Origin of the sequence: Xanthomonas sp. BRIP62411, from assembly GCF_003993525.1 — a bacterium.
GTDB classification, from domain to species: Bacteria; Pseudomonadota; Gammaproteobacteria; order Xanthomonadales; family Xanthomonadaceae; genus Xanthomonas; species Xanthomonas euroxanthea.
The window spans coordinates 728,789-754,280 of record NZ_QEZI01000008.1 but is presented as its reverse complement, the minus strand read 5'-3'; the positions used below and the strand labels follow the sequence as shown (position 1 = coordinate 754,280).

The following is a 25,492-nucleotide window of genomic DNA, read 5'->3' as shown; positions in this document are numbered from 1 at the left end:
GAGCAGTGCCGGATGCGCCTTGTTCGATCGTGAAGCATCTGCACACCGCCGCATTACAGGCAGCTTTCAGATGAGCGCCGACCCACTGTCTGGTGCGGTGTCCTTGCCGGTTGCGGGACCGTGTGGCGGCATGGATGCCGCCACCGGGCCCCCATGGACGGGTTTACGGCGTGTCCCGCAAGCGGTGAGGGCGCCGCGCCTTCGACGCTGCGAGTTTGCTGCAGGGTCCTTGCCCGCCCACCATCGCAGGACACGCCGCAAGTACGTCCATGTAGGCTCCGGCGCGGCATCCATGCCGCTCAGGGTCCCGCGACGGTGAGCGGGCAAGGACCAGTCGAGATGGTCGATACGCAAAGTAAGAGCAGTGCTGGGTGCGCCTTGTTCAATCGTGAAGCATCGGCTCCACGTCTGATGCACACCGCACGAGAGACAGCTTTCAGATGAGCGCCGACCAACTGTCTGGTGCGGTGTCCTCGCCGGTTGCAGGACCGTGTGGCGGCATGGATGCCGCCACCGAGCCCCCAGGGACGGGTTCACGGCGTGTCCCGCAAGCGGTGAGGGCACCGCGCACTCGACGCACCAGGTCTTTTGATTGCATCTAAGAAGTGATGCCGCGACTCAAGCTGTCAGTTGCGTTTGTGTCGGTCCACGGCGTATCCCGCGAGCAGTGAGGGCGCCACCCTCGACCATGTTCTTTATGGCCACGAATGCATGCGGTCAAGCCGAGAATGTATGCGCTTCGGCCGCGAATGCCACTGCCAGTGCGCCCTTGCCGACGTTGACCATGCCGGTCAGGCTCATCACGCTTTCGAATAGGTCCACGTTGTGCGTCTGGCAGGCGTTCTGCAAGGCGGCGTAACCGGGAAGCGCGTGCAACTCGGCCAGTTCGCCGCCGTAGCCCACGCACACGGTCGGCGTCATCAAGCCCGCGCGGATCCTGCGCACGGCAAAGCCGAACAGCTTCTCTGCCGACGGCTCGAAGCCCTTCAGCTTGGCCACCGGCTCGGTGATGCCGCGGTAGGCGCGCAGCACCGGCTTGATATCCAGCGCGCTGCCGAGCGCGGCACCGATCAGGCCCACGCTGCGATCGCCCTTGCTGCGCGCACGCGCGCGCAGGTAGTAGAGATCGCGCGGAATCATGTAGCCATAGGTATGCTCGGCCAGTTGTTCGAGCCGGCTGCGGATTGCCGCCACGCCCTGACCCTGTTCGCGCAGGCGCACCGCTTCCACTGCCGTGATGCCCTGGCCGGCGAACAGGTTGAAAGTATCGATCACGCGCAGCGCGAATGGCGAGGTGTGGCCGGCGGCCTGCCGGATCGGCTTGTAATCGTTGAGGATCGCGAAGCTTGCCTGCATCGCGTTGTCGAAGATCTGGCTGCGCAGCTTGGAGATGGTCAGGCAGAACACATGGTCGTAGTCGATGACCAGCCGTTGCAGGAACAGGTCGCGAATCTGATTGACCGAAAATGGCGTGGTTTCCGCCTCGTGTCCGCGCTCGGCCACATGCGCCTGCAGAAAGCTCAGCGTCGCTTCCTCATCGCGGTGGTCGGCCAGCACCGCTTCGCCGATGCGTACGCTGATCGGCAACACGATGACGCTGTTGCGTTGAATAAAGTCTTGCGGCAAATCGCAGGCACTGTCCACCACGATTCCGATGCGCATCGTCGCCCTCTCCGGCTGTTGCGTTATCTGTGCTTGCGAACGCTATCGCAAAACAGGAGAGGCGAGTAGGGCTGACAGCTCGGTGCCGGTACGCCGAGGGCCGCGTGGTGGAAGCCTGACTGCCGACAGGCAAGCTCGACGCGTACGACGGGCCTGGAGCAAGCAGCCGCGGGGCGGCCAGAAGATGGACCACGCCTCATGTGGCTCTGCACCATTCGCGTGCACTGCGCCGTCATGCAGATGACCGATACATGTGGTGACGCTGCCATTTGCACTGCGAACTGCGGATCGGCGCACGCTTCGCCTGTCAGCTAGCGCCCGCTATCGCAGATGACGAGCGAGGCCTGCCGCAATTGCTATAGCTCCCGTCACAACCCCGCTGCTAGGGTCCAACGCAACCGCTGCAAGGCGGCTTCTCGACGCTGCCGCACCGGCATCGCCGCGCTGAACCCACACGGAGAGAGTCGACATGCAAAACAGCCAATCCAGCATCCCTACGCAGACCGTCACAAAGGCGCCGACCACACGGCGGCGCGCATCGCGCTGGTGGAAGGCTGCGCTCGCCGTAGGTCTGGTGGCCCTGGCGCCAGCGGCGCTGGCCGGTCCCTACAAGATCTTTGGCAACCACTACGCGTGGGTCAACAATTTCAATGATCCCAACAACATCATCCAGGGCACGTTCGGCACCGGCAGTACGCCGGAGCTGACCGTCACCTTCAACTTCGCCGACTACAACCTCTACGGCTACCCGGCGATCGTGCGTGGTTGGCATTACGACTGGAACCCGACCAGCGACACGCTGTTTCCGCGGCAGATTTCCTCATTGAGCAAGATCCCGCTCAAGTTCACCTACAGCGCGGGCGGCACCAATCTTGCGGGCGACTTTGCCTACGACATCTTCTTCCGCTGGGATACCGCCAAGGGCAACCCGCAGCTGGAAGTGATGATCTGGGGCGACCACAACTCCTGGCCGATCGGCACCCTGACTGCCAGCAATGTGATCACCGCGGGCGGGCGCACGTTCGACCTGTGGGAGGGCTTCAACTCCGGTGCCGGCTATTACGTCTACACCTTCATCCCGACCGGCACCGCCGGGCAGGCCACGCTCAAGACCAGCGGCAGTCTCAACGTGGACGCCAAGCCCTTCCTCAACTGGTTGCAGACCAACCGGTCCAAGGATGGGCGCTACAACAACAGCATGTACCTGCACGCAGTCGAAGCTGGTTTCGAAGTAGTCCGCGGCAACGGCTGGGCCAAGGTCAGCGCGACGCTGGATGCACAGTAAGCATGGCCCACTTCGGCCGCATGGCTGAGGGCGCGCAGCTGGTTTGATCACGGCGTGCAGCACACCACGCGCCGGTTCCCGCATCGCGTGCGCCGGCCTGGCATTCATCGAAGAAGCCGGCCGCGTGAGAACCAACCAGCTGGCAAGGTGCGCGGCGCATGCAGTATGCGTCGCGCTCCGGGTGAGGCCATGGTGACCGGTTCGCATGATTTCGCCTGCGCTCTGTTGTTCTGCAACGACATCGGCAAGGGCAATCCGCAGCTGGACGCGATGCGCCGGGGTGCCGGCAATGCGTCTGCGCCGGGCGCTCAATGGCCGCCACGGCACTGCGCTGTATCCGCAGCTTGCCAATGCCACGCCGTCTGATATCTACCGCGTACAACATGTGTCGCTGCAAGGCTGTGCCGGTCACGCTCCGTCTGCGATGCGGATGCACGCGGGAACACGCCGGGGCATTGCGATGCGGCAGCCGGGCACTGCACTCCTGTGGTTCAGCGCACTGCCGTTGTCGGCGCAGCGTCAGCGCAGGGCGTCGCGCGCCGAGGCGATGGCCGCCATCCACTGCTCGCGTTTGCCGAGCACGAAACGGTGCTCGCTACCCTCATGCAACTGCAGCGCCAGCGATGTCGGTGCCACCGGCAGCAGGCCGAACAGGCGCGTCCAGCGTGGTTGCATTGTTGCGATCTGGGTCAGGTGCACGGTCAGCGATCGGGTCTGTATGTTGTAGGGGTGCGGCTGGAAATGCAGCGCATCGGCGGTCAGGATCAGCCGCCCGCCGACGGCTTCCAGGCCGCGTTGCAGATTGGCCGGCGCCTGGCGCAACACGACGCGGTCGATCGAGCGCAAGCCGCCGCCTTGAAACAGCGAGGTCACTGTGACGCAGCGGCGGCACAGCGACGCCGTTGCTGCCGCTGCACAGACAGGACGCCGGTGCTGTCGATCAGTGCCGATGAGGAGAAGACAAACATGCGCTAGGCCCGAAGGAGTGCATCAATGCGGCATTTGCCGCCGGAAAGACGCGGCGACACGGCATGACGCCACATCGCCAATGTATGCCACGCCGCCGCCGACCAGATACATCAACAGATCGTGCACGGTGGCGGTGTTGCCGAGCGCGATGTAGGCCGCGCTGCCCGGGCGCAGCCCGAGCCGGTCGGCCAGGTGCATCGCCTGCAGCCCTTCGATCAGGCACCCGATCGCGACCGCCAGCACGCTCGCCCAGCGGGGCGATAACGCAAGCACGCCGCGCAACCCGCAATACACCAGGATCACCGCCAGCACATCGCCCAGGCTGCCGCGCACCCAGGGCCCACCAAGTGTGCCCGCGCCAATCGCCACTTCGATGACAAACACGGCGAGTGCGATCAGCAGGTAGACCCAGCGCACGCCCGGTGCCATGCGTGTCATTGTGCGAACAGCGCATTGCCAGGGCCGACATGATCGACCGCCGTGATCTGCGGCACGCGGTCGCCGGGCGGATTGCGGTGTTGCTCCCGGTCCGCATCGGAGGTCACCGCGAGGCTGGCGCCCACGTCCTGCACGGTGCTGCGGCTGGGCGAGGCGGGAACCGACGGGTCCTGCCAGTCGACCCGGCCCTGCTGGGCGAGGGCAGCGAGTGGCAGCAGCGTCAGCGATGACATCAGGATGCAGCACACACGCATGGGCAATCCTTATGCGGACGATGCCGCCGGCACGCTGCCGGCGGAGAGGGCATGCAGTGTGCCAGCCCGCGCGGCAACGGCGGCTGTCGCAATGTGGCGGTATCGCCCCGGCGGCGCGCGCAAACGCGCGCCGCCTGCGCTCACTTCAGATAGGCGCGCGGCAACGCGCCGGCCGGTTGCATGTAACGGTCGCGCAGCTCGGTCTGGCGTGAACGCATCGGCATGTCGCGACCGCCCAGCCAGACCTGCTCGGCATAGTGGGCGACATCCAGCGGGTCACCTTCCCACAGCACCAGGTCGGCCTGCTTGCCGACCGCGATGCTGCCGATGCGATCGGCCACGCCGAAGATTTCTGCCGGCACCCGGGTCAGGCCGGCCAGGCCCGCTTCCCACGGCAAGCCGTTGGCCACCGCATTGCCGGCCAGCTGGCGCTGTTTGCGTGCGTTGTGCGAGGCATCGCCGCTCTGGGCAAAGCTGACCTCCACGCCGGCCGCGCGCAGACGTGCGGCGTTTTCCAGCGTCGCGCCGATCTGGTCGAAGGTGGACGGCAGGTCCGCCAGCGCGTCCACCAGCACCGGGACGTTGGCCTGCGCCAGCTGCGGTGCGAGCTTCCAGGCCTCGGTGCCGCCGGCAATGGCGATGCGTACCTTTTCGCGCTGCGCCCAACGCAGCAGCTGGCGGATGTCGGCGGCGCGCTCCACCTGCACCACGATGCGGCCCTGCCCGGCCAGGTATTTGGCCAGCACGCTGCGGCCGACCGGGGTCAGCAACGCGTGCGGCGAATCGGCCGGCACGCGTCCGCGCGCTTCGGCCACCAGCTGGTCGAGCAGCATCCATTGCGCGGCACGCGAGCTGCCGGTCAGATCGGATGCCGCCGCACCGATGCGGATGAACAAGGCATGCGGGCCGACCGGGTCCGGGCTGCCGTCCAGCCGCACCACGCCGCCTTGCCCGGCGATGAAGGCACCGCTGGTGGTCGCGCCCAATGCAGTGAAGCCGATGCCTTCCACGCGCGCCACCGGAACCAGTACCGAGTCGGGGTTGTAGGCCAGGGTGACGTCGAATTCCGGGCGCATCGGCTGGTCGCTGAGTTTGACGCCGCTGTCCACGGTGCTGTCTTCGCCGGAGACTTCCTCGACGCCGATCTCGGTGATACCGCCGAACAAGGCCGGCGTCAGCGGGCGGCCCCTCGCCTCGACCACGCGGCCATCGGTGGGCACGGCCAGGTTGCGGCCGATCGCGCGGATCACCCCGCCCTGCACCAGCACATCGGTATCGCGCAGCGTGCCTTGTGCGGTGGCGGTATGCACGGTGGCGCCACGGATCAGCACCTGCTGGCCGAATGCGGGCAGTGCCAGCACTGCCAGGACCATTGCGGAGATCGCGCGCAGACGCGGGCGAACCAGGCTGGCGCGGCTCATCGTGCCACCTCCTGGCCGAGCATGAAGTCCGAGACCGGCTGCAGTGCGCGGTTGCGGCGGTCGTAGACCTGCGCGCCGTCGATATAGACCTGTTCGGCCAGCGCGTAGGAGCTGAAGGGGTTGCCGTTCCACACCACCACATCGCCCATCTTGCCCGGCTCCAGTGCGCCGGTCTGCTGCTCGATGCCCAGCGCCTTGGCCGCGTTGCTGGTGAGCCAGCGGATCGCACGTTCGGGCGGGATCTCCATGCCGCTGCGGCGCGCGTTGGCGAGCACCTTGGCCGCTTCCTGGTTCAGGCGCTGGATGCCTTCTTCCGAATCCGAATGCACGATGGCGCAGCTGTTGGCCGGGCGGTCGACCAGCGCGATGTTTTCCTGGATGCCGTCGAAGGCTTCCATCTTGAAGCCCCACCAGTCGGCCCACAGCGCGCCGCAGACGTTGTCCTGCGCCAGCCGGTCGGCCAGCTTGTAGGCTTCCACGCCGTGGTGGAAGGCGGCGATGTGGAAGCCGAATTCCTTGGACAGGTCCAGCATGGTCGCCATCTCGTCGGCGCGGTAGCAGTGGATATGCACGCGGATGTCGCCGTTGATCGCGCCGGCCAGCGTATCGAGCTTGAGATCGCGCTTGCCGCCGGCATCGCCGCTGCTGTCGTTGTCGCCGCCGCGGCTCCACCAGTGGCGCTTCTTTTCGGCCTTCTTCTTCGGTGCGTTCTTCTGCAGATACTCGGCCGCATCGATGAAGGCGGCGCGGTAGCCGGCCACGTTGCCCATGCGGGTGGCGGGGCCGCCCTTCTCGCCGTACACGCGCTTGGGGTTCTCGCCGCAGGCCATCTTCAGGCCCCAGGGCGCACCGGGAAACTTCATGCCCTGGTAGGTCGTGGAGGCCACGTTCTTGAGGGTGACGCCGCGCCCGCCGATCAGGTTGGCCGAGCCCGGCAGGACCTGCAGTGAGGTGACGCCGCCGGCCAGGGCGGTGCCGAAGCCGGGATCCTGCGGCCAGATCGAATGCTCGGCCCACACGTTCGGGGTGACCGGTGCGGTCATCTCGTTGCCATCGCTATGCGCACTGACGCCGGGGCTGGGATACACGCCCAGATGCGAGTGCACGTCGATGATGCCGGGGGTGACCCACTTGCCGGTGCCGTCGATGCGGTGCACATCGGCCGGCGCCTCCAGCCCGCGCCCGACCGCAGCCACCTTGCCGTCGCGCAGCAGTACGTCGGCGTCGTCCAGCCGCTGGCCGGTGCCGGTGAGCACCGTGGCGTGCTGGATCAGCACCGGACCGGACGCGAGCGCGTGGTAGGTGCTGGGATAGGGGTCTTGCACGAAACGCGATGCCGCAGACGCAGGCCCGCACAGCAGCGCCGCGCCAAGGGCGGCGAACAGGATGGAACGCATGGATTTCCCCGGTGTAACGAAAACGTCAGCCGCAAACCTAGCGGCCGAAGGCGTGCTTGCCAAGTGCTGCATTGCCGGTGGCGGCGGCCTCATCACATGCGCATGGGCATGCTATGCCGTATTCGTCAGGGGAAACGTCGATGATCGTCAAATCAGAACGCAACAAACAGGCCGATGTGGTGCTGGCTTTCTGGGAGCTGGCCGGCTCGGCCCGCTGGTTCACCCACAACGATGCGTTCGATGCCAACTTCCGCCAGCATTTCAGCGAACAGCACTTTGCGGCGGCGCGTGGCGAGTATGCGCACTGGATGGAACGCGCGGAGGATGCATTGGCCTTGCTGATCCTGCTCGACCAATTCCCGCGCAACGCGTTCCGCGGCAGCGCGCATGCCTACGCCACCGACGGCCTGGCGCTGTCCTGCGCGCGGCAGGCGCTCGCCAGCGGCTTCGATCAGCAGGTCTCGGCGCAGTTGCGGCTGTTTTTCTATCTGCCGTTCGAGCATGCCGAAGACCTGCAGGCGCAGGCGCGTTCGGTGCAGCTGATCACCGCGCTGGACGATGCAGAAACCACGCGCTGGGCGGTGGAGCACCAGCAGATCATCCAGCGCTTCGGACGCTTCCCGCATCGCAATGCGGTGCTGGGGCGTGAAACCACCGCCGACGAGCAGCGGTTTCTCGACGACGGTGGATTTGCCGGCTGAGGGACGGCGGTTGTGGCCTGCGCGCTTGCACGCCGCTGCGGCCTTTCCGCACTGCGCAGTTGCGTCTGGGCAGGCGGATCGGGTGCAGTGATCGATGCGGATCGATCGATGACTCACCTGCGCACGATGTCGGCCGTCGATCGACATCGTGCATCACGCCGTGACATCAATGGCTTGGCGCCGCCGATGCGCGGATGACTTGCACGAGGACGAGCAGCGTTTTTTGTGGATCCCGCCGGTCATGCAGCGCGATGGCAGATACCGATCCGGCATCGGCCATCGTGCTGCAGCTGATCAACAGCCGCCCATCAGGCCTTCCGAACGCCAGTTGGTGCCTTCGCCCAGCAGCAGATAGAAGCCATAGCTCTCGTAGCCGCTTTCCGACAGCACGAAGTCGAGCGTGCCGTTGCCGTCGATATCGCCGAACTGCAGCAGATGCGTGCGCAGTGGCAGGTCTTCACAATCGTCGCAGCCGCTGGCCGCGCTGCCCTTGCGGAACTGCCAGCGGCTGCCGTCGTGTTCGAAGATCGCAAGCACCACGAGGACGCCGGTCGGGTTGTCCGGGTTGCCGGTTCTGGTCGGGTGATTGGAGGTCAGCACGGCCACACGTCGCTGCGGCTGCCGGGTGTCGGTAAAGACCTGCAGCGCCGCCAGATCCTGCGCACGATCGGCAGTGAATGCCGTCAACGCCTGGGCCAGCGCCGCAGGCGTGACGCTCTTGCGCAGCTGCGCGGCCTCCCCGACCTGGCGCAACAGTTCGGTCTGTTCGGCAGCGGTGGCATTGCGGGTCGCGAAGCGCTTGCCGGGATTCAGATCCACCGTCGACAACAACGGCGAATTGGACAGCGTTGCGGTGCCCTTCAAACGCAGTTTTGCGGTGCCGCCGCACATGCTGTTGTCATCGACGGTCAGCGACGCAAGCTGCACGCTGCCGGTGGACACGCCCGCATCGAAGACCTGCAGCGGCTGGCTCAGCAGCGACCTGGGCATGCTGGACTCCTTCGCGACGCCGCGACCCAGCCACACCGGAACGTATTCCACCGGGTCTTCGGTCGGCTGGCTGTCGTAGGTCTGTACCAGCATGACCGCGCGCGCCGGTTCGGCGGCCTGTGCGGCCAGCGGCAACAGCGCGGCCAGTGCGAGAGCGGGCAGGCGGGTGTGCATTGCAGCAAGTCCTTGTGGGTGGCGATCCATGCAAAAACGGACGCTCCGTGGAGCGCCCGTTTCGGGGTATGCAACGTAGCAAACGCGGCTTAAGAAACTGGCGGGCGATTTCAGCCGGCTGCGGTCGGGCGTGGATGCCGTGCGGTGACCATCGTGCCTGCGGACTGCATGCAGCTGAAAGGCACCGGCCGTGCCCTCATGACGGTTCGCCGTCTGGCCTCAGTACTTGGCCACACCGTTGTCCACTTCGTCCGACCATGCGTCGATGCCGCCGGTGACGTTGTAGACGTTGCTGAAGCCCAGGCCACGGAAGTGCTCGGCCGCCTGCAGGCTGCGCCCGCCGCGGTGGCACAGGAACGCCAGCGGGGTGTCCTTGGGCAACTGCTCGATGGCGGCGCGCTCGTGCGCATCCAGCGTGCGGAACGGCGCGGCAACCGTGGCCAGGGCGCGTTCGTCGGCCGGGCGCACGTCCACCAGGGTCAGCGTACCGGCCTTCAGGCGGTCGTCGGCATCGCGCACCGACAGCTCCTGCACCGGCTTGGGTGCATTGGGATTGTCGATGGCCAGGCCACGACCACGGATGTCGTCCACCCAGTCGATGGTGATGCCGTCGGCGCGGCGGGCGCTGGCCAGGTCGAACTGCACGCGCAGGCCGTTGGACTCGGCAGCGATGGCGTTCGGGTTGGTCGGCGCCAGCTGGAAGTTGGGCTGGAAGTTGGCATCGATGGCCAGCGTCAGCGAGGCATCCGGCGCATCGGCCAGCGCGCCCTTGAGCATCTCGACCGCGGCCGGGGTGATGGTGATCCTGGGCGGAGTCCGGTCTGGCGCCTGCAGGCCGAGCATGCTGCTCAACTCGCCGCTGTCGGCCATCTGCAGGATGATGTCGCTGCCGCCGATCAACTCGCCGTCCACATACAGCTGCGGAATGGTCGGCCAGTCGCCATAGGCCTTGATGCCTTCGCGGATCTCCTGGTCGGCCAGCACGTTGACGTGGGCATAGTCGATGCCCAGGCCGTCCAGCACGCCGACCGCCTTGGCCGAAAAACCGCACTGCGGCATGCCGGGCTGGCCTTTCATGAAGAGCACCACGCGGCTGGATTGCAGCAGCGTATCGATGCGGGAACGCAGGGCGGGATCGAGGGACATGGCAGCACTTCGGTCAGATCGTGGAGTCCGGGCATTCTACGCCGCATGGCATCATGCGGCATGACCACGCTTCAAACGCTGTATCGCATCCCCTCGCACCCTTACCGCTGGGTCGGCCTGCTGGCCCTCTCGCAGGCAGCGGTGGCGCTGCTGTGGTGGCATCTGGGCTGGGTCTGGGGCGTGCCGGCGTTGCTGCTGTCGCATGCGGCGTTCGTGGTGCCGGTGTTCCTGCCGCGCGCGCGTCTGTACGCGCCGGTGCTGGCGCGCCTGCCGGGCCGCGCCCCGCAGGTATGGCTGACCATCGACGACGGCCCCTCCGACGACACCCCGGCGATCCTGGAGCTGCTGGACGCCTTCGATGCCAAGGCCACCTTCTTCGTGGTCGGCGCCCGCGCCGAGCAGCGGCCTGAACTGGTGCGCGAGATCGTGCGTCGCGGGCACGGCATCGGCAACCACAGCCATACCCATCCGCAGGCCTGGTTCTGGGCGCTGGGACCGCATCGCATGGCGCAGGAAATCGGCCAGGCGCAGCGCGTGCTGGCCACCATCACCGGGCAGGCGCCACGGCTGTACCGCTCGGTGGTGGGCATGACCAATCCCTTCGTCGCCTCGCCGCTGCGGGCGCATGGGCTGACCCGCGTGGCCTGGAGCGCGCGCGGCTTCGACGGGGTGCGTTGCGAGCCGGAGACCACCGTGGCCCGCATCGTGCGCGACCTGCGCCCCGGCGCCATCGTGCTGCTGCACGAGGGCGCCGCGCACGGACACAACCTCACCATCCTGCGCGGCGTACTGGAGGCGATGCACGCGCGCGGCCTGGCCGGGCGGCGTCCGGACTGAGGTCCTGCGGACCGCGTCGCGATGAGGTGACGCGGGCCCACGCAGGGATGATCCATCTTCCGTGTCTGCCGGACCTGCTCCGGTATGGCGCATCGTCTGTAGTGGCGGAGCCGCCCGGAGCCAGCGGCGTCGAAGCCCGGCGCTGATCCACGCACGTATTGACAGCGATTTAACGTGGATCGACCATGCGCCCCCCAGCCAGCAAACGGTGCGCGCCTTTCGAGGGCGCTGCCGACGCCAGCCTCAAGCCGTCATCGACGGCCATATCCGCTCTTGAGGCTGACCCCATGTCCCATCGCATCGTCTCTGCGCGCGCGTCCGTGCGTGCAGATCTCCCTTCGCCGCAGCTCCCGCTGGCGTCCTCCCTGCTGGCACTGGCCTGCGCATGGCCGTTGGCGGCTGCAGCGCAATCGAGCACGCGCGACCCGGTCGATCTGGACCGCCTGCAGATCCAGGCCCATCGCGGTGCCGCGACCGAAGGCACCGATTCCTACACTGCCGATGTCGCGCGTAGTTCGACCCGGCTGGAGCTTTCGCTGCGCGAGACGCCGCAGTCGGTGGTGGTGGTGACCCGCCAGCAGATCGTCGACCGCAACCTGCAATCGCTGCAGGACGTCACCGACACCGTCGCCGGCTTCAACTCGCCAACCTGGGACACCGAGCGCACCTACATCAACGCGCGCGGCTTTGAAGTGGACTACTACCGCATCGACGGCATTCCCACCGACTACACCGGCGATGTGCAGCAGAACATGGCGATCTACGACCGGGTGGAAATCGTCCGCGGCGCCAACGGCCTGACCTCCGGTGCGGGCAACCCGGCGGCATCGATCGACCTTGTGCGCAAGCATGCCGACAGCGACGTGCTCACCGGCCGCGTCGATCTGTCGGCAGGGCGCTGGGACCGCTATCGCGGCACGCTCGACCTGCAATCGCCCTTGAACGCCGCCGGCAACGTGCGTGGGCGGGTGGTGGCCAGCTATGAAGACAAGCAGTCGTTCCGCGATTACTACAGCAAGCAATCGTCGCTGTTCTACGGCATCGTCGATGCCGATTTCAGCGACGCCACCCGCGGCTATGCCGGCGTCAACAAGCAGCGCAATGACGGCCGCGGGACCACCTGGGGCGGCGTGCCGGCGTACTTCAGCGACGGCAGCCGCACCGACTTTGCACGCTCGGATTCGTTCACGCCGCGCTGGGCGCGCGGCGTGGCCGACACCACCAATGCCTTCGCCGGCCTGAGCCATCGCTTCGACAACGGTGCGCAGCTGCACGTGGAGTACTCGCATCAGCGTTTCGAAGCCGATTGGAAGTCGGTGCTGTTCGGCTACTTCGATTACCCGGACCGCGCTACCGGCCTGGGCCTTGCCACCAACTTTGGCGGGCGCTATCCCACACTCACTGCGCAGAACAGCCTGGATGCCTACCTCAGCGTGCCGCTGACCTGGTGGGGCCGCAACCACGAGCTGATCGCCGGTGCCACCTGGATGAACCGCAACGTGCGCAGCTGGTCCAACGAGCCCGAGCCGTCGCAGTCACTGACGGCCGAAAGCGTCTACGCCTGGACCGGCAGCATGGCGCAGCCGCAATGGACGCCGCTGGTGAAGGGCGAAGAACGCGATGTGCGCCAGGTGGCCGCCTACGCCGCCGGCCGTTTCAGCCTGACCGACGCGCTCACCGCCATCGTCGGCGCGCGCGTCACCGACTGGAAGAACACCGATCAACTGGTGCCGGCCAACACCTACGAGCGCCGTGGCCGCACCACGCCGTACGCCGGCCTGATCCTGGACGTGGACGACCACCATTCGCTCTATGCCAGCTATACCGGCATCTTCAAGCCGCAAAACAACCGCGATCGCGGCGGGCGCTATCTCGCCCCGCTGGAAGGCAACACCTACGAGGTCGGTGCCAAGGGCGAATACCTCGGCGGCCAGCTCAATGCGGCACTGGCGTTGTTCCGGATCGAGCAGGACAACCTGGCGGTGAACGATCCCGGGCAACTGGTGCCGGGCACCACCACTCAGGCCTTCCTCGCGGCGAAGGGCACGGTCAGCCAGGGCGTGGAGTTCCAGCTCGATGGGCAGCTGTCCGCGCAATGGCGGATTGCATTCGGCTTCGCCCAGTTCGATGCCAATGATGCCAGCGGCGTCGATGTCAATCCGACCAGCCCGCGTCGCGAGGCCACCCTGTTCACCAGCTGGCAGACCGGCCCGTGGCGCGTGGGCGGTGGCCTGAGCTGGCAGTCGGCCATCCACGACTTGATGTCCGCGCCACAGGGCGGCACGCAGCGGCTGAGCCAGGGCAGCGTGGTGCTGGCCAACGCAATGGCGCGCTACGACATCAATCAGGCATGGTCGGCGCAGCTCAACGTGCGCAACCTGTTCGACCGCACCTACTACGCCAACATCGTCTACCAGAGCCAGTTGATCTACGGCGACCCGCGCGATGTGGAGCTGACGCTCTCCTGGAAGTTCTGACCTTGCTCCAGACGACAGGCTTTGACGGTATCCATGCCGCTACCGAGCCTCCACGGACGGATGTACGGCGTGTCCCGCGAGCGGTGAGGGCACCGCGCACTCGGCGAGCCAGGCATTTGCCTGCATCCAAACGGCGCGGCAACTCGGTGACTTGGTTGTCTCGAAGTGATTGGTCATCGCGGATGGATCAGTTGTAGAGCGGATGATCTGCGGCTTCGCTGCACGGCCCTTGCCCGCCCACCGTCGCGGGACACGCTGCAAGTACGTCCTTGTAGGCTCTTACGCGGCATCCATGCCGCGTAAGGTCCCGCGACGGTGGGCGGGCAAGGACTTGTCGGGATGGTCGGTGTGCACAGCTTTCAACAAGGCAACCAGCGGATTCTCTGGGGTGGTGGTGCACCGCCCTCGAACAACGTGGCCCAGGATCATCCGCATGACGTCAACAGCGGCTGTCAACACGGCTGCGCGGCCGGTGCCCGTTGCGGCATGTGCTACGCGTACACCCCGGTTTCTGCGTGCCGTCCACATCCGTCCGGCGAACGCGCGTTACGTTTCATCAGCCGTTCTGAATCGAGCCAGGCACGTTGTGCACGGCCTCAACGCGGCTCGGCCACGATCAGCCAGTTGTTGAACGGGGTGTTGCCGTACAACGGCGCAAAGGTGGCACGCAGACCGGCGGCATCCAGCTGCGCCTGCAGGCTGTCGCGGGTGGGATAGCTGCGCGGCATGCGCTGCATCCAGCCGCTCAGATGCGCCAGCACGTCGGTCACGCGGCTGGTGCGGCCACGGCTGCTGGCATCGCCCAACGCGCTGCGGATCACCAGCTTCGCACCCGGCGTCAGCATCTGCGCCACGCTGCGCAGCAGGCTGGCCTGCATGTCGGCCTGCAGATACTGCAGCACATCCAGAATGGTCACGCTGCCGCGGTGTTGCGGCCAGGCCACACTCAGGTCGACCACGGCGAACTGCGTAGTGCCCAGTGCCGAGCGCTGCGCGATGTGTTGCGCGCGGCGGATCTTGGACGCGTCCACATCCACCCCGTGATACGCCAGTGCCTGGCCGTCGGCGCGCAACGCGTGCGCGAGCAGGCCCAGCCCGCAGCCCAGATCCAGCACCGGCGCAGTGGTGCTGCGCAATTCGGCCAGCACGCCCGGATACAGCGGATCGGTGCGCAACTTGGCCTGCGTGTAGTAGTAGTCGTAGCGATTGCCCAGCGGATGCGGCGGCAGAAATGCGCGCGCGATCGCCAGCGCCTGCGTGCTGCTCATGGGTTGGGTGGCGGTGCTGTGCAATGTCGTTCCTTGGCAGTGAGGCGTGTTGCGCGGCTAGCTTAGGGCATCGCGCGCTGCAGGCAGTGCCAATACGGTCCAGCGCGCATACATGGCGCCGGAGGGATGCAGGCCATCGTCGACCAGCATGTCGGCAGCAGCGCCGCCATCGCGGCTGGTGGCGGTGATGTCGACAAAGCGTACCGAGCGTGCGGTGCAACGTTCGGCGGCCACGCTGTTGAAGGCATCGATCTGGGCACCGATCAGCGCCGCGTCGCCGCCGTGCGCATGCGCAAACGGGGTCAGCCCCCAGTCCGGAATCGACAGCACGAACACGCGCGGCGCAATACCGCCGGCCAAGTCGATTGCACGCAGCAACAACGCATCGAACTGGCTGCGGTACTCGTCCAGCGAACGCCCGCGGTACTGATTGTTGACGCCGATCAGCAGGCTCACCAGATCGAACGGCCCCTGCGGCGCAGCGGCTTCCAGACCGGCCTGCAACTCGTCGGTGGTCCAGCCGGTGGTGGCGATGATCTGCGGCGGCGCCACATTCCAGCCGTAGGCACGCAAACCGTCCACCAGTTGCGCCGGCCAACGCTGACCGGGGGCAACCCCTTCGCCGATGGTGTAGGAATCGCCGAGCGCCAGATAGCGCAGCGGCGTGCCGGCCACCGCCATCACGCCACGCTGCGCGACTTGAGCGGCACCACCTTGGTCACCGCCTCGGCGCGACGTGCCAGGGCACGGTCGATGCGTGCGAACACATCGCGCATCACCGCCGCCTCCGGCATCAAGGTCACGCGGAAGTGGTGGCGGTAGGGCACGTTGAAGCTGGAACCCGGCACCACCAGCACGCCTTCCTCGTTCATCAGGTCGAGCGCGAACTCATGATCGTCGAAGTTGCGCGCGGCCGGCCCGACCACTGCCGGGAACGCATACAGCGCACCGGCCGGCGCCACCAGCGACAGGTGCTCGCTGGCCGCGCAGGCCTCGATCACCGCGCGGCGGGTTTCGTACAGGCGGCCGCCCGGCGCGCACAGCGCCGAGATGGTGTCCGGCCCGTTGACGGCCGCATCGATGGCGTACTGGCCCGGCACGTTGGCGCACAGCCGCAGCGCGCCGAGCAGGTCCATCGCGTTGCGCAGGTCGCTGATGCGCGACTGCTCGCCCGACAACAGCGCCCAGCCCACGCGCCAGCCGCAGGCGCGGTGCACCTTGCTCAGGCCGCTGAAGGTGATGCACGGGTGCGCACCGGCCAGTGGCGCCACCGGCACGAAGGCGGCGTCGTCGTAGAGCACCTGGTCGTAGATCTCATCGACCATCAGCAGCAGGTTGTGCTTGCTGGCGATGGCCACGATGCGCTCCAGCAACTCACGCGAATAACTGGCGCCGCTGGGATTGTTCGGATTGATCAGCACGATGGCGCGGGTGCGCGAGGACACCAGCGTCTCGATCTCCACCGGGTCCGGCTGGAAGCCGTTTTCCGGCGCGCAGCGGTAGTACACCGGACGGCCATCGTTGAGGATGGTGGCGGCCGACCACAGCGGATAGTCGGGCGAGGGCACCAGCACTTCGTCGCCGGGATTGAGCAGCGCGCGCAGCGACAGGTCGATCAGCTCGCTGACGCCGTTGCCGACGAAGATGCGCTCCGGATGCGCATCCGGATGCTGGCGCCGCGCATACGCGGTGGCGATCGCCTCGCGCGCCTCCGGCAGGCCTTGCTGATGGGTGTACGGATCGGTGCGGCCCATGTCGTCGGCGATCGCGCGCTGCAGATGCTCGGGCGCACGGAACCCGAACGCGCCTGGATTACCGATATTGAGCTTGATCAGCTTGCGGCCCTGCGCCTCCAGCTCCCGCGCTCGTCGCGCCAGCTCGCCCCGGATTTCGTAGCGGACTTCGGACAGACGCTCGCGGATGGCGAGCGGCTTTTGCGGGGCAGTGGACATGCGACGGGCCGGTTGTAGGCGTGAGGCTTGGCATGGTAGCGGAAATAGGACAGGCGGACATGCTTGCATCGGCAACGATGTCAAGGGGCGCTTCAGGGCCGGCGCAGGGCCGATTGCACAAGCCGCTGCGGCCAGCCAGCTAGAATCGCCCCATGAGCAACGCACCCCCCGATTACCCCACCCTCCAATCCATCGGCTGGCCCTGGCCTGGCCCTGCCGAAGACCCGGCCTGGCAGGCACTGTTCGCCGCGCATCCGCAGGCGCTGCCGGCGCGGGTGGTGGAACAGCACCGCACCGGCTATGTGGTGGCCGATACGCCGGAGGCCAGCCTCAAGGCCGAGTCGTTGCCGGAGTGGCAGCGGCCGCGGTTTCCCAGCCATGAGCGGGCGTCGGTAGGCGATTGGGTGCTGATGGAGGGCAAGCGCATCGTGGCCTTGCTGCCGCGGCGCACCTCGATCAAGCGCGGTGCGGCCGGCGAGCATTACCACCAGCAGGTGATCGCGGCCAACATCGATACGGTGTTCATCGTGTGCGGGCTGGATGCGGACTTCAATCCGCGCCGCATCGAACGCTATCTGCTGCTGGTCGGCGGCGGCGGTGCCGAGCCGGTGGTGGTGCTGACCAAGGCCGACCAGACCGAGTACGCCGAGGATGCGCTGTCGGTGCTGGAAGAGCTGGAGGCGCAGAACATCCCGTTGCGCGCGGTCAATGCCAAGGATCCCGAGAGCGTGGCGGCACTGCGGCCGTGGCTGGGCGATGGCCGTACCGCGGTGCTGGTGGGCTCGTCGGGCGCGGGCAAGTCGACGCTAACCAATACCCTGCTCGGGTCGCAGAAGATGAAGACCAATGCGGTGCGCGAGAACGATTCGCGCGGCCGGCATACCACCACCCATCGCGCCTTGATTCCGTTGCCGTCCGGTGCCTGCCTGATCGATACGCCCGGCATGCGCGAGCTCAAGCCCACTGGCGAAGAAGATCTGGCCGAGGGCGGCTTCTCCGATGTGGAGGCGCTGGCGGCGCAGTGCCGTTTCAACGATTGCGCGCATATCGCCGAGCCCGGTTGTGCGGTGCGTGCGGCGATCGAGGCCGATACGCTGGATCCGGAACGGGTGGCCAACTACATGAAGCTGCGCGTGGAAGTGGCCGCTGCGGCCGAAAAGCTCGCCACGCGCCTGGCACAGAACAACCGGGGCAAGGGATCGGGCCGGCGGCCCGCCAGCGTCGATCGCACCGGGCGACGCTGAGCATGCCATCGCGCAAGGGCCCGCCGGACATCGTCCACCATGCGGCGCTGGATGCGCGCCTGGTCAAGGCCGTGCGTGGCGTGCGCCTGCTCGCCCTGGCGAGCTGGCCGCGCTCGCTGCAGGAGCCGTTCCTGCAGAGCGTGGCGCGCGGGCAACCGGAGCTGCCGCAGGTGGAGTACCCGGCGCTGGACTTTGGCGACACCCGGCGCGAACTGTCCGCGATCGCCAGGGCGGCCGACCCGCACCATCCGATCGGCGCCTACCTGATCGATTCGACCCATAGCTGGGATCTGGCTGCCGGCCTGCTGGAGTCGCTGGGCACTTCCGCAGTCAGCGATTACTCGGCGCAGCTGTTCGGCGTGCCCGACGACCCGATGCCGGGCAACGGCCCGAGCACGCGTGAGGCGGCGCGGCATTTCATCCAGATCGCGCAGGAGCTGGACCGCGAGCTGCTGGCGCCCGAAGAGCAGGTGTCGGTGTCGGCCACCGCCTTGCGCATGCAGCTGCAGAACGATCTGGACGCGTTCTTCGAAGGGCGCGTCATCACCGTCACGCTGGATCCGGATCTGCTGGCCAAGGCGGCCGCAGGTGCACACCGCATCCGCCTGCGCACGGGCGCCACTTTCAGCGATTACGACCGTGCGCAGCTGTTCCATCACGAGGCGCTGGTGCATTCGCTCACCGCGCTCAACGGGCGCGCGCAGCTGCACCTGCCCAGCCTGGGCATTTCCTCGCCGCGCACCACCGCCACGCAGGAAGGCCTGGCGACCTTTGCCGAGCAGATCACCGGCAGCATCGACATCGAACGCATGAAGCGCATCAGCCTGCGCATCGAGGCGATTGCGATGGCGCGCTCCGGCGCGGATTTCATCGAGGTGTTCCGTTACTTCACTGCCGGCGGGCAGGGCGCGGCGGAGAGCTTTTCCTCGGCGCAGCGCGTATTCCGCGGCGTGCCGACCTCCGGCGGCGGCGCCTTCACCAAGGACACGGTGTACCTGCGCGGGCTGGTCGCGGTGCATACGTTCTTCCGGCATGCCTTGCAGCGCGACCAGCTGCAGCTATGCCGCTACCTGTTCGCCGGCAAGATGGCGCTGGGCGATGTGGCGCGCCTTGCGCCCTTGTTCGACAGCGGCGTGCTGGTCGCACCGCGCTGGTTGCCGCCGTGGGTGAGCCGGGTCAGCGGGCTGGCCGGCATGCTGGCGTTTTCGTTGTTCGCCAACCGCATCCGCATGGATCAGCTGCAGCCGCCGGCGATGAATGTCTGAGCGTCGTTACGCCAGCTCGCGGACAGGCGCCGGGCAGGGTGCAGGCGCGCAGCGCGCTGCCGCTAGTCGCACCTCACTCGTGGATGCTGGGCGGCGCAGCCGCTTGCCTTGATTGCATCGCCGCCCCAAGCGGTGCTGAACCGCATGCGTCGCGCAGACGCGTTCTACACGATGTTGCAACGGGCTGATCCGGACACTGGTGGTCTCGCCCGAGACGGGCCATGACACGAGGCAATGCGATGAAGATCCTGATGGTGCTCACGTCCCACGATCAACTCGGCGATACCGGCAAGAAGACCGGCTTCTGGCTGGAAGAGTTCGCCGCGCCGTACTACGTGTTCAAGGATGCCGGCGCCGACATCACCCTGGTCTCGCCCAAGGGCGGCCAACCGCCGCTGGATCCCAAGAGCGACGAGCCCGACGCGCAGACCGAAGCGACCAAGCGCTTCAAGCAGGACGCCGACGCGCAAAAGGCCCTGGCAAGTACGCATCGCCTGGCAGACGTGAAGGCCGAGGACTTCGATGCGGTGTTCTACCCGGGCGGCCATGGTCCGTTGTGGGATCTGGCCGAAGACGCGGATTCGATCGCGCTGATCGAAGCGTTCGCCGTGGCCAACAAGCCGCATGGCCTGGTGTGCCACGCACCGGGCGCGCTGCGCCGGGTCAAGGGCAACGATGGCAAGCCGCTGGTCAACGGCCGCCGCGTCACCGGCTTCACCAATGGCGAGGAAGAGGGCGTGGGTCTGACCAAGATCGTGCCGTTCCTGGTCGAAGACGTGCTGACCGAGCTCGGCGGCCGCTACGAGAAGGGCGCCGACTGGGGCGTGCACGTGGTCACCGACGGCATGCTGGTCACCGGCCAGAACCCCGCGTCTTCGGAAAAGGCGGCCGAAGCGTTGCTCGAGTTGTCGAAGCGCTGATTCTTCGGTTGTCCTATGGTGGCGCAAGGACGGCCACCGGAAAGACAGTGCGGCATTTGATCTGGAGCGGCGAACAAAGCGTAGCGATCGTTCGTCGGCGGGGCACGAAAGGTGCGGAGCAACCGGCGTGTACGCGTGGGATACACCGGTGCCGAGCTGCGGCCGCATCCTTCCGACGCTGAGCGCAGGAGTTCTTAGCGATTTTATCGTGCGCCTTCAAAATGCAGCGGCATCCGATAGCCCGACGCAATCCGGTGTTTGTAATCAAGCGCACCGACCATCCAGATTGGCTCTTGCCCGCCTACTGTCGCGTAAGAGCCTACACGGACGTACTTGCGGCGTGTTCCGCGATGGTAGGTGGGCAAGGGCCCGGCAGCTAGGTCACAGATCGTCCGCTCTGGCCGCGGATCGTCTGCCCTGCAGGAGCGCCACGAACCTGCACCATATCGTTCAAGCAATACGCTCCAGCCAGCGCACCGCATAAGCCGGCAGCACCAGCCGCATGGCATCGCCCAGCGATTCGGTAGCCGCCTCGCTGCCATCCGCCAACATCGTCCACCGGTCGCCCCCAAGTGCGGCAAGCTCCACCGTCAGCGGTTGCTCGCCGAAGTTGTGCACGGCCACAAAGTCATCGCCACGGGTCAACGCAAACAGACGTGAATCGTCCAGCGCAATGCTGCCCAGCGGCTGACTGGCAGCCAGTGCGGGCAGCGCGGCACGCTGCCGGATCAATCCGCGCAGCCGGCGATACACCGTGCCGCTCAGGCTGGCTGCATCTTCGCGCTGTGCTGCAAGGTGCCAATCCATCGCCGGGCGATGCAACCAGCGACCTTCGTGCTGACGCTGCGGATCGTCGCGGTAGCTGCCGTCGTTGGGCAGGGCGAGTTCGTCGCCCATGTAGATCAACGGCACGCCCGGCATCGCCAGCGCGATGGCATAGAGCAACACCAGCCGATCCACCGCCATGCGCAACGCCGCCGTATCGCCCGATGCCTGTGCGGCCTGGATCCCGGCCAGTGCCGCGGCCATGCCATTGGTGCCGTGCACGCCGTCGCCACTGCTCTGGAAGCTCTCACCACGCGCGTAGCTGCCCGGCATCTCGTTGGCATAGAAGCGCGCGACATCGCGCAGCGCGAATGGCGGCTGCGCGGCGTTGCCGGCGGCTTCGTGCTGCAACACGTTCCAGCCGATGTCGTCGTGGCAGCGCACATAGCTCAGCCATGCACAGTTGGCCGGCAGCGGCGGGCTATGCGCGATGACATCGTGCAGGATGTCGCCGCGTTGCAAGGCCAGGGCCGACCAGCCGGCCGCCATCAGTGTGCTGTGATAGGCCAGGTGACATTCGTGGCCCTGGTCCGCGCCACTGCCGAAGTAGGGCGGCAATTGCGTCATCGGTACGATGGCCTCGGCCTTCATCACCACCGACGGCGCCACGATATCGGTGACTGCGCGCAGCGCCACCAGCAAGGTGTGCGCCTCGGGTTGATTCATGCAGTCGGTACCGGGGCGCTTCCACAGGTAGGCGGTGGAATCCAGCCGGAAGGCTTCCACGCCCAGGTTGGCCAGCTGCAGCATCGCCAGCGCCATCTCGCCGAACACCGCCGGGTTGCTCCAGTTCAGATCCCACTGATAGGGATAGAACGTGGTCCACATCCACCGTCCGGTGGCGTCCACCCAGGTGAAATTGCCGGGTGCGGTATGCGGGAAGACCTGCCCCAGCGTGGCTTCGTACTGATCGGGCTGCGTGCGATCGGCGAAGTGATGGTAGTAGTCGAGATAGCGCGCATCGCCGGCCCGCGCCGCCTGTGCCCAGGCGTGGTCGTCGGCGGTGTGGTTGAGCACGAAATCCGCGCACAGGCTGATGCCGGCCTCGCGCAGGCGCGTGGTCAGCGCGACCAGGTCGTCGTTGCTGCCCAGGCTCGGCTCCACCTGGCCATAATCGCTGACCGCAAAGCCACCATCGTTATCGCCGGCGCGTGCGCGCAGGAACGGCAGCAGGTGCAGATAGCGCACGCCCAGCTCCTGCAGGTACGGCACGCGTTCGGCCACCCCTTGCAGCGTGCCGGCGAAGCGGTCCACGTAGGCGCTGTAGCCCAGCATGTGCTGCTCGCCGAACCAGCCGGGCTGGCGTGCGGTGTCGAGCTGTTGCAGCGGTTGCGGGCGCTGCTGTGCGAGGCTGCCCAACGCAGCCATCCACTGCGTCAGCCAGGCCGCTGTGTCGGGGCGTGCGCCGTACAGGGTGTGCAGGGCATCCAGCAGGCGCGGCGCGTGCCGGTCGAAGCGTGGCAACAGCGTGCTCGCACGCTGCGGGTCCAGCGGCGCGGTAAAGGCCGCGCGCACTGCAGTGAGATCGGTGGGGGAGGTGCTCATTGGCAGGCGCCGGGACGAACCCGGCGAGGGGTCCTTAGAAGTCGTAGCGCAGGCTGATGCTGGTGGTGCGGCCGGCAATCGAACGCGCGCGGATGATGCCGTTGGCCGGGATGCTGGCTTCCTCGGCCTCGGTCAGGCCGAAGGTGTTGAACAGGTTGTTGACGTTGAGCGCGACGGTGAGTGCGTCGGTGACGCGGTAGTCGCCGAACAGGTTCACCTGCGTATAGCCGGGCATCCTCAGCTGATTGGAATCCTGGGTGTAGGCATCGGTGGTGCCGATCAGGTTGACGCCGAACTGATAACCGTCGCCGCGGTAGCTGGGGGTGAGCTGCCACACCACATCGGCCTGGCGACGCGGCACGTTGCCGGTGTTTTCCGGGGTGATCTGGTCCCTGGAAATCTCCGCATCGGTCCAGGTCAGGCCGCCATTGACGGTGAAGCCTTCATGGCGATAGCTGGCTTCCAGCTCCACGCCGTGCGCTTCGTAGCTGCGGTTGAAGAAGCGCTGGCTGGTGACTTCGAAGTTCTGCTCCTCGGTGCGCGCCGAGAACGCGGTGGCGAACAGGCTCAGTCCGTCGCGGCGCCACTTCAGGCCGGCTTCGGCCTGGCGAACCACGTTGACGCCTTCGTCGGAGGAGACCGAGCCATCGTCGCGGATCACCCCGAACAGCAGGCGGTCGGCATTGGCGCGTGCGCCGCGGCTGATGCGCGCGAACGCACCCAGGTCGTCGTTGATCAGGTAATTGCTGCCCAGCGAATACGACAGGTAATTCCAGTCGTAATCCACTGGCCGCGCGTTGGCGGTGTCGACCGTGGCTACGCGCTGTTCCACCGGCTGGATCACGCCGTCGCCGTTGACGTCCAGGTTCTGTGCGATCGCGGTGCCGGCATAGTTGCCGCGTGCATCGCCCATGTCGTAACGCAGGCTGCCGTCGATGCTGAACTTGCCGCTGTCGAAGGTGAGCGCGAGATAGGGTGCGTTGACGTCGTAGCGCACGTCGTAGCTGCGCGTGTTGCAGCAATCGCCCCAGAACGGAGTGCCGTACGCGTACAAACCGTTTTGCGAGCGCGACACGCCGCCGGCATCGACCACGTTGAGCAGGCGCGAATCGCGGCCCAGGCTCTGCACGTAGGAGTTCCAGGTCCAGTCCATGTCGATGGTCTGGCGCGAGCTGTAGTAGCCCATGCGCAGGTTGAGCGTGCGGCCGTCGCTGCCGAACTCGCGCGAGACGCTGAGGTCGTTGGTGACGTTGCCCAGGTCGTTGATCGCCACGTTGAACAGATGCGTGCGGATCGCGTTGCCGGTGTAGGCCTGGCCGGCGTCCGGGCCGCTGGCCTGCACCAGTTGCGCGCCGGCGCCGCCGATGGAGGCGGCGAGCGTGGCGGCATCGGTAACCTCGGCCGGGAACGGGCTGACGAAGCGGCCGCTGTTGTCGGCGATGCGGAACTTCTCGCTCAGGTTCCAGCCGTTGCCCAGGTCGAACCAGGCCTCGGCACCGATGGTGCGCGAGATCGGATGCATGCCGTCGCCCAGGTCGGTGCGGCGCGGCCGGTTGTTGCCGTCCAGGCCGACATCGTTGCGGAAATTGCGGCTGTACAAGGTGTCGTTGCCCGGATCGAAACCGGCAAAACCACCCAGGTCCGGCGAACCGTCGCGGCCACGCACGGAGGTCGGCACCGGCAGATAACCGGCGGCGCGATCGTTGAGGTATTTGCCGTAGACACGCACGTAGCCGTTCTCGAACAGCCGGGTCAGATTGGCCTTGAGCTGGCCGCCCTTGTCGGTGGTGTAGCCGGCATCGCGCACGCCATCGCCCTGGCGGAAGAAGCCGCCGATGTTGAACTGCCAGTTTTCCGCGAACGGCGCACCGTAGTCGAAGTCAACGCGGGTGTTGTCGTAGTCCAGGCCGCGGCTCACGCCGACGCTGCCACCTGCGGTGTCGCCGGTCTTGCTGATGAAGTTGATGATGCCGCCGGGCGCATTGCTGGTGAACGTCGATGCCGAGCCGCCGCGGATGGCTTCGATGCGGTCCAGGGTGAAATCCGAGCGCAGGAAGATGTCCGCGTTGCCGAAGGCGATATCGCCGAATTCCATCACCGGCAGCCCGTCTTCCTGCAGCTGCAGGAACTTGGCGCCGCCGGAGGCAACCGGCAGGCCACGCACGGCGATGTTGGCGTTGCCCTCACCACCGCTGGATTCGGAGCGGATGCCGGGAATGTTGCGGAAGATTTCGGCGGTGCTGCGTGGCGCCGATTGTTCGATCGCCTCGGCGCCGACGGTGCTGACCGACACGCTGGACTTCAGCTTGGTGGTGGCGGTGGAGGTGCCGGTGACGAACACCGAATCCAGGTTGACCGCGGCGCTGTCGGCGGCCGGCGGCGTGACGGGTGTGGCGGTGGCCGCGTCCTGCGCCAGCGCGGCGGGCGCGCACAGGCAGGAGGCGACCGCGCAGGCCAGGGCATGCAGGCGCAGGGTGTGCAAGGTGGGCATTGCGGTTCTCTCTTTCACGGATGGTGGTAGGCCGACGCCTGCATCGTCCCCTCCCAGGGAGTGGCCGTGTGGCCTGCAGTGCGAGCGCAGTAATACGCTGCAATACAATCGATTGCAATCTTGCGCTGCAGCATCGTTCCGGTGCCTGAGAGCTTGTGTGTTTGAAAGCGAAAGCGTGTTGCGGCGCAGCGTTACAATCGATTGCAGAGGCGGCAGGGTACAGTGCGCTGC

Annotated in this window: 20 protein-coding genes and 2 other RNA genes; 8 read left to right on the top strand and 14 right to left on the bottom strand. The window is 66.8% G+C overall.

Annotated elements, in window-relative coordinates; translation table 11 throughout:
- Positions 1 to 717: 717 nt before the first annotated feature.
- A complete protein-coding gene (locus tag EO139_RS07485; protein ID WP_126969973.1) occupies positions 718 to 1,662 on the bottom strand; it encodes a DegV family protein in 945 nt (314 codons plus the stop codon).
- A gap of 469 nt (positions 1,663 to 2,131) precedes the next feature.
- Here EO139_RS07485 and EO139_RS07480 point away from each other — a divergent pair, with 469 nt between their 5' ends.
- Positions 2,132 to 2,947 (top strand): cellulase, encoded by an 816-nt coding sequence (locus tag EO139_RS07480; RefSeq protein WP_126969971.1) that lies wholly within the window; start codon positions 2,132 to 2,134, stop codon positions 2,945 to 2,947.
- 519 nt (positions 2,948 to 3,466) lie between these two features.
- Here the strand turns inward: EO139_RS07480 and EO139_RS07475 are convergent.
- The 5 genes from EO139_RS07475 to EO139_RS07455 all read right to left on the bottom strand — a co-directional run bounded on the left by EO139_RS07475 (position 3,467) and on the right by EO139_RS07455 (position 7,426).
- Positions 3,467 to 3,793, bottom strand: coding sequence for a hypothetical protein (locus tag EO139_RS07475; RefSeq protein ID WP_206515127.1), 327 nt, complete (start codon positions 3,791 to 3,793; stop codon positions 3,467 to 3,469).
- A gap of 144 nt (positions 3,794 to 3,937) precedes the next feature.
- Entirely contained in the window at positions 3,938 to 4,354 is a 417-nt protein-coding gene (locus tag EO139_RS07470; RefSeq protein ID WP_126945815.1) for a DUF2809 domain-containing protein, read from the bottom strand.
- On the bottom strand, positions 4,351 to 4,608 hold the full coding sequence (locus tag EO139_RS07465; RefSeq protein ID WP_126969967.1) for a hypothetical protein: 258 nt from the start codon (positions 4,606 to 4,608) through the stop codon (positions 4,351 to 4,353). The genes EO139_RS07470 and EO139_RS07465 overlap by 4 nt, the downstream gene beginning before the upstream one ends.
- 140 nt (positions 4,609 to 4,748) lie before the next feature.
- Entirely contained in the window at positions 4,749 to 6,029 is a 1,281-nt protein-coding gene (locus EO139_RS07460) for an amidohydrolase family protein (protein ID WP_104648787.1), read from the bottom strand.
- Entirely contained in the window at positions 6,026 to 7,426 is a 1,401-nt protein-coding gene (locus tag EO139_RS07455) for an amidohydrolase (RefSeq protein ID WP_104648788.1), read from the bottom strand. The genes EO139_RS07460 and EO139_RS07455 overlap by 4 nt, the downstream gene beginning before the upstream one ends.
- A gap of 140 nt (positions 7,427 to 7,566) precedes the next feature.
- Here EO139_RS07455 and EO139_RS07450 point away from each other — a divergent pair, with 140 nt between their 5' ends.
- Positions 7,567 to 8,127 (top strand): DUF924 family protein, encoded by a 561-nt coding sequence (locus tag EO139_RS07450; RefSeq protein WP_104583989.1) that lies wholly within the window; start codon positions 7,567 to 7,569, stop codon positions 8,125 to 8,127.
- 294 nt (positions 8,128 to 8,421) lie between these two features.
- On the opposite strand, the gene EO139_RS07445 is transcribed toward EO139_RS07450, so the two are convergent.
- Together EO139_RS07445 and grxD are read right to left on the bottom strand one after the other, a co-directional pair.
- Complete coding sequence (locus EO139_RS07445) at positions 8,422 to 9,291, bottom strand: hypothetical protein (RefSeq protein WP_126969965.1); 870 nt, start codon at positions 9,289 to 9,291, stop codon at positions 8,422 to 8,424.
- Between the two features lie 219 nt (positions 9,292 to 9,510).
- Complete coding sequence (grxD, locus tag EO139_RS07440; protein ID WP_115677945.1) at positions 9,511 to 10,437, bottom strand: Grx4 family monothiol glutaredoxin; 927 nt, start codon at positions 10,435 to 10,437, stop codon at positions 9,511 to 9,513.
- 45 nt (positions 10,438 to 10,482) lie between these two features.
- On the opposite strand from grxD, the gene EO139_RS07435 reads away from it, so the two are divergent.
- The 3 genes from EO139_RS07435 (at position 10,483) to EO139_RS07425 (ending at position 14,313) form a co-directional block, all read left to right on the top strand.
- The gene (locus EO139_RS07435; protein WP_206515122.1) at positions 10,483 to 11,274 is read left to right on the top strand and encodes a polysaccharide deacetylase family protein; all 792 of its coding nucleotides are present in this window, start codon (positions 10,483 to 10,485) and stop codon (positions 11,272 to 11,274) included.
- Positions 11,275 to 11,561: 287 nt separating this feature from the next.
- On the top strand, positions 11,562 to 13,751 hold the full coding sequence (locus EO139_RS07430; RefSeq protein WP_126969961.1) for a TonB-dependent siderophore receptor: 2,190 nt from the start codon (positions 11,562 to 11,564) through the stop codon (positions 13,749 to 13,751).
- A 486-nt stretch (positions 13,752 to 14,237) separates the two neighbouring features.
- A non-coding RNA gene (locus tag EO139_RS07425) (sX9 sRNA) lies at positions 14,238 to 14,313 on the top strand.
- A gap of 34 nt (positions 14,314 to 14,347) precedes the next feature.
- Here EO139_RS07425 and EO139_RS07420 read toward each other — a convergent pair.
- From EO139_RS07420 to EO139_RS07410, 3 genes are read right to left on the bottom strand one after another with little or no spacing between them, the layout of a single operon-like run.
- Positions 14,348 to 15,019, bottom strand: coding sequence for a methyltransferase (locus EO139_RS07420; protein WP_126969959.1), 672 nt, complete (start codon positions 15,017 to 15,019; stop codon positions 14,348 to 14,350).
- 57 nt (positions 15,020 to 15,076) lie between these two features.
- Positions 15,077 to 15,700: an SGNH/GDSL hydrolase family protein gene (locus EO139_RS07415; RefSeq protein ID WP_126969957.1), complete on the bottom strand. Its 624-nt coding sequence runs from the start codon at positions 15,698 to 15,700 to the stop codon at positions 15,077 to 15,079.
- The gene (locus tag EO139_RS07410) at positions 15,700 to 16,971 is read right to left on the bottom strand and encodes a pyridoxal phosphate-dependent aminotransferase (RefSeq protein ID WP_126969954.1); all 1,272 of its coding nucleotides are present in this window, start codon (positions 16,969 to 16,971) and stop codon (positions 15,700 to 15,702) included. Before EO139_RS07410 ends, EO139_RS07415 begins: the two co-directional genes overlap by 1 nt.
- A 152-nt stretch (positions 16,972 to 17,123) precedes the next feature.
- Here EO139_RS07410 and rsgA point away from each other — a divergent pair, with 152 nt between their 5' ends.
- From rsgA to EO139_RS07395, 3 genes are all read left to right on the top strand, one after another.
- Positions 17,124 to 18,215, top strand: coding sequence for a ribosome small subunit-dependent GTPase A (gene rsgA / locus EO139_RS07405; protein ID WP_126969952.1), 1,092 nt, complete (start codon positions 17,124 to 17,126; stop codon positions 18,213 to 18,215).
- Positions 18,216 to 18,217: 2 nt separating this feature from the next.
- Positions 18,218 to 19,480: a flavohemoglobin expression-modulating QEGLA motif protein gene (locus EO139_RS07400; protein ID WP_126969950.1), complete on the top strand. Its 1,263-nt coding sequence runs from the start codon at positions 18,218 to 18,220 to the stop codon at positions 19,478 to 19,480.
- A 239-nt stretch (positions 19,481 to 19,719) separates the two neighbouring features.
- Positions 19,720 to 20,400 (top strand): type 1 glutamine amidotransferase domain-containing protein, encoded by a 681-nt coding sequence (locus EO139_RS07395; RefSeq protein ID WP_126970043.1) that lies wholly within the window; start codon positions 19,720 to 19,722, stop codon positions 20,398 to 20,400.
- 68 nt (positions 20,401 to 20,468) lie between these two features.
- Here EO139_RS07395 and EO139_RS07390 read toward each other — a convergent pair.
- The 3 genes from EO139_RS07390 to EO139_RS07375 form a co-directional block, all read right to left on the bottom strand.
- Positions 20,469 to 20,544, bottom strand: a non-coding RNA gene (locus tag EO139_RS07390) — sX9 sRNA.
- A gap of 306 nt (positions 20,545 to 20,850) precedes the next feature.
- Entirely contained in the window at positions 20,851 to 22,770 is a 1,920-nt protein-coding gene (locus EO139_RS07380) for an alpha-amylase family protein (protein ID WP_126969946.1), read from the bottom strand.
- A 34-nt stretch (positions 22,771 to 22,804) separates the two neighbouring features.
- Positions 22,805 to 25,261: a TonB-dependent receptor gene (locus EO139_RS07375; protein ID WP_164739763.1), complete on the bottom strand. Its 2,457-nt coding sequence runs from the start codon at positions 25,259 to 25,261 to the stop codon at positions 22,805 to 22,807.
- Between the last annotated feature and the right edge of the window lie 231 nt (positions 25,262 to 25,492).

Excerpts from the sequence above, each read along its gene's own strand:
- EO139_RS07485 (WP_126969973.1), bottom strand. The coding sequence starts at position 1,662 with ATGCGCATCGGAATCGTGGTGGACAGTGCCTGCGATTTGCCGCAAGAC.
- EO139_RS07480 (WP_126969971.1), top strand. The coding sequence starts at position 2,132 with ATGCAAAACAGCCAATCCAGCATCCCTACGCAGACCGTCACAAAGGCG.
- EO139_RS07470 (WP_126945815.1), bottom strand. The coding sequence starts at position 4,354 with ATGACACGCATGGCACCGGGCGTGCGCTGGGTCTACCTGCTGATCGCA.
- EO139_RS07465 (WP_126969967.1), bottom strand. The coding sequence starts at position 4,608 with ATGCGTGTGTGCTGCATCCTGATGTCATCGCTGACGCTGCTGCCACTC.
- EO139_RS07460 (WP_104648787.1), bottom strand. The coding sequence starts at position 6,029 with ATGAGCCGCGCCAGCCTGGTTCGCCCGCGTCTGCGCGCGATCTCCGCA.
- EO139_RS07455 (WP_104648788.1), bottom strand. The coding sequence starts at position 7,426 with ATGCGTTCCATCCTGTTCGCCGCCCTTGGCGCGGCGCTGCTGTGCGGG.
- EO139_RS07450 (WP_104583989.1), top strand. The coding sequence starts at position 7,567 with ATGATCGTCAAATCAGAACGCAACAAACAGGCCGATGTGGTGCTGGCT.
- EO139_RS07445 (WP_126969965.1), bottom strand. The coding sequence starts at position 9,291 with ATGCACACCCGCCTGCCCGCTCTCGCACTGGCCGCGCTGTTGCCGCTG.
- grxD (WP_115677945.1), bottom strand. The coding sequence starts at position 10,437 with ATGTCCCTCGATCCCGCCCTGCGTTCCCGCATCGATACGCTGCTGCAA.
- EO139_RS07435 (WP_206515122.1), top strand. The coding sequence starts at position 10,483 with ATGGCATCATGCGGCATGACCACGCTTCAAACGCTGTATCGCATCCCC.
- EO139_RS07430 (WP_126969961.1), top strand. The coding sequence starts at position 11,562 with ATGTCCCATCGCATCGTCTCTGCGCGCGCGTCCGTGCGTGCAGATCTC.
- EO139_RS07420 (WP_126969959.1), bottom strand. The coding sequence starts at position 15,019 with ATGAGCAGCACGCAGGCGCTGGCGATCGCGCGCGCATTTCTGCCGCCG.
- EO139_RS07415 (WP_126969957.1), bottom strand. The coding sequence starts at position 15,700 with ATGGCGGTGGCCGGCACGCCGCTGCGCTATCTGGCGCTCGGCGATTCC.
- EO139_RS07410 (WP_126969954.1), bottom strand. The coding sequence starts at position 16,971 with ATGTCCACTGCCCCGCAAAAGCCGCTCGCCATCCGCGAGCGTCTGTCC.
- rsgA (WP_126969952.1), top strand. The coding sequence starts at position 17,124 with ATGAGCAACGCACCCCCCGATTACCCCACCCTCCAATCCATCGGCTGG.
- EO139_RS07400 (WP_126969950.1), top strand. The coding sequence starts at position 18,218 with ATGCCATCGCGCAAGGGCCCGCCGGACATCGTCCACCATGCGGCGCTG.
- EO139_RS07395 (WP_126970043.1), top strand. The coding sequence starts at position 19,720 with ATGAAGATCCTGATGGTGCTCACGTCCCACGATCAACTCGGCGATACC.
- EO139_RS07380 (WP_126969946.1), bottom strand. The coding sequence starts at position 22,770 with ATGAGCACCTCCCCCACCGATCTCACTGCAGTGCGCGCGGCCTTTACC.
- EO139_RS07375 (WP_164739763.1), bottom strand. The coding sequence starts at position 25,261 with ATGCCCACCTTGCACACCCTGCGCCTGCATGCCCTGGCCTGCGCGGTC.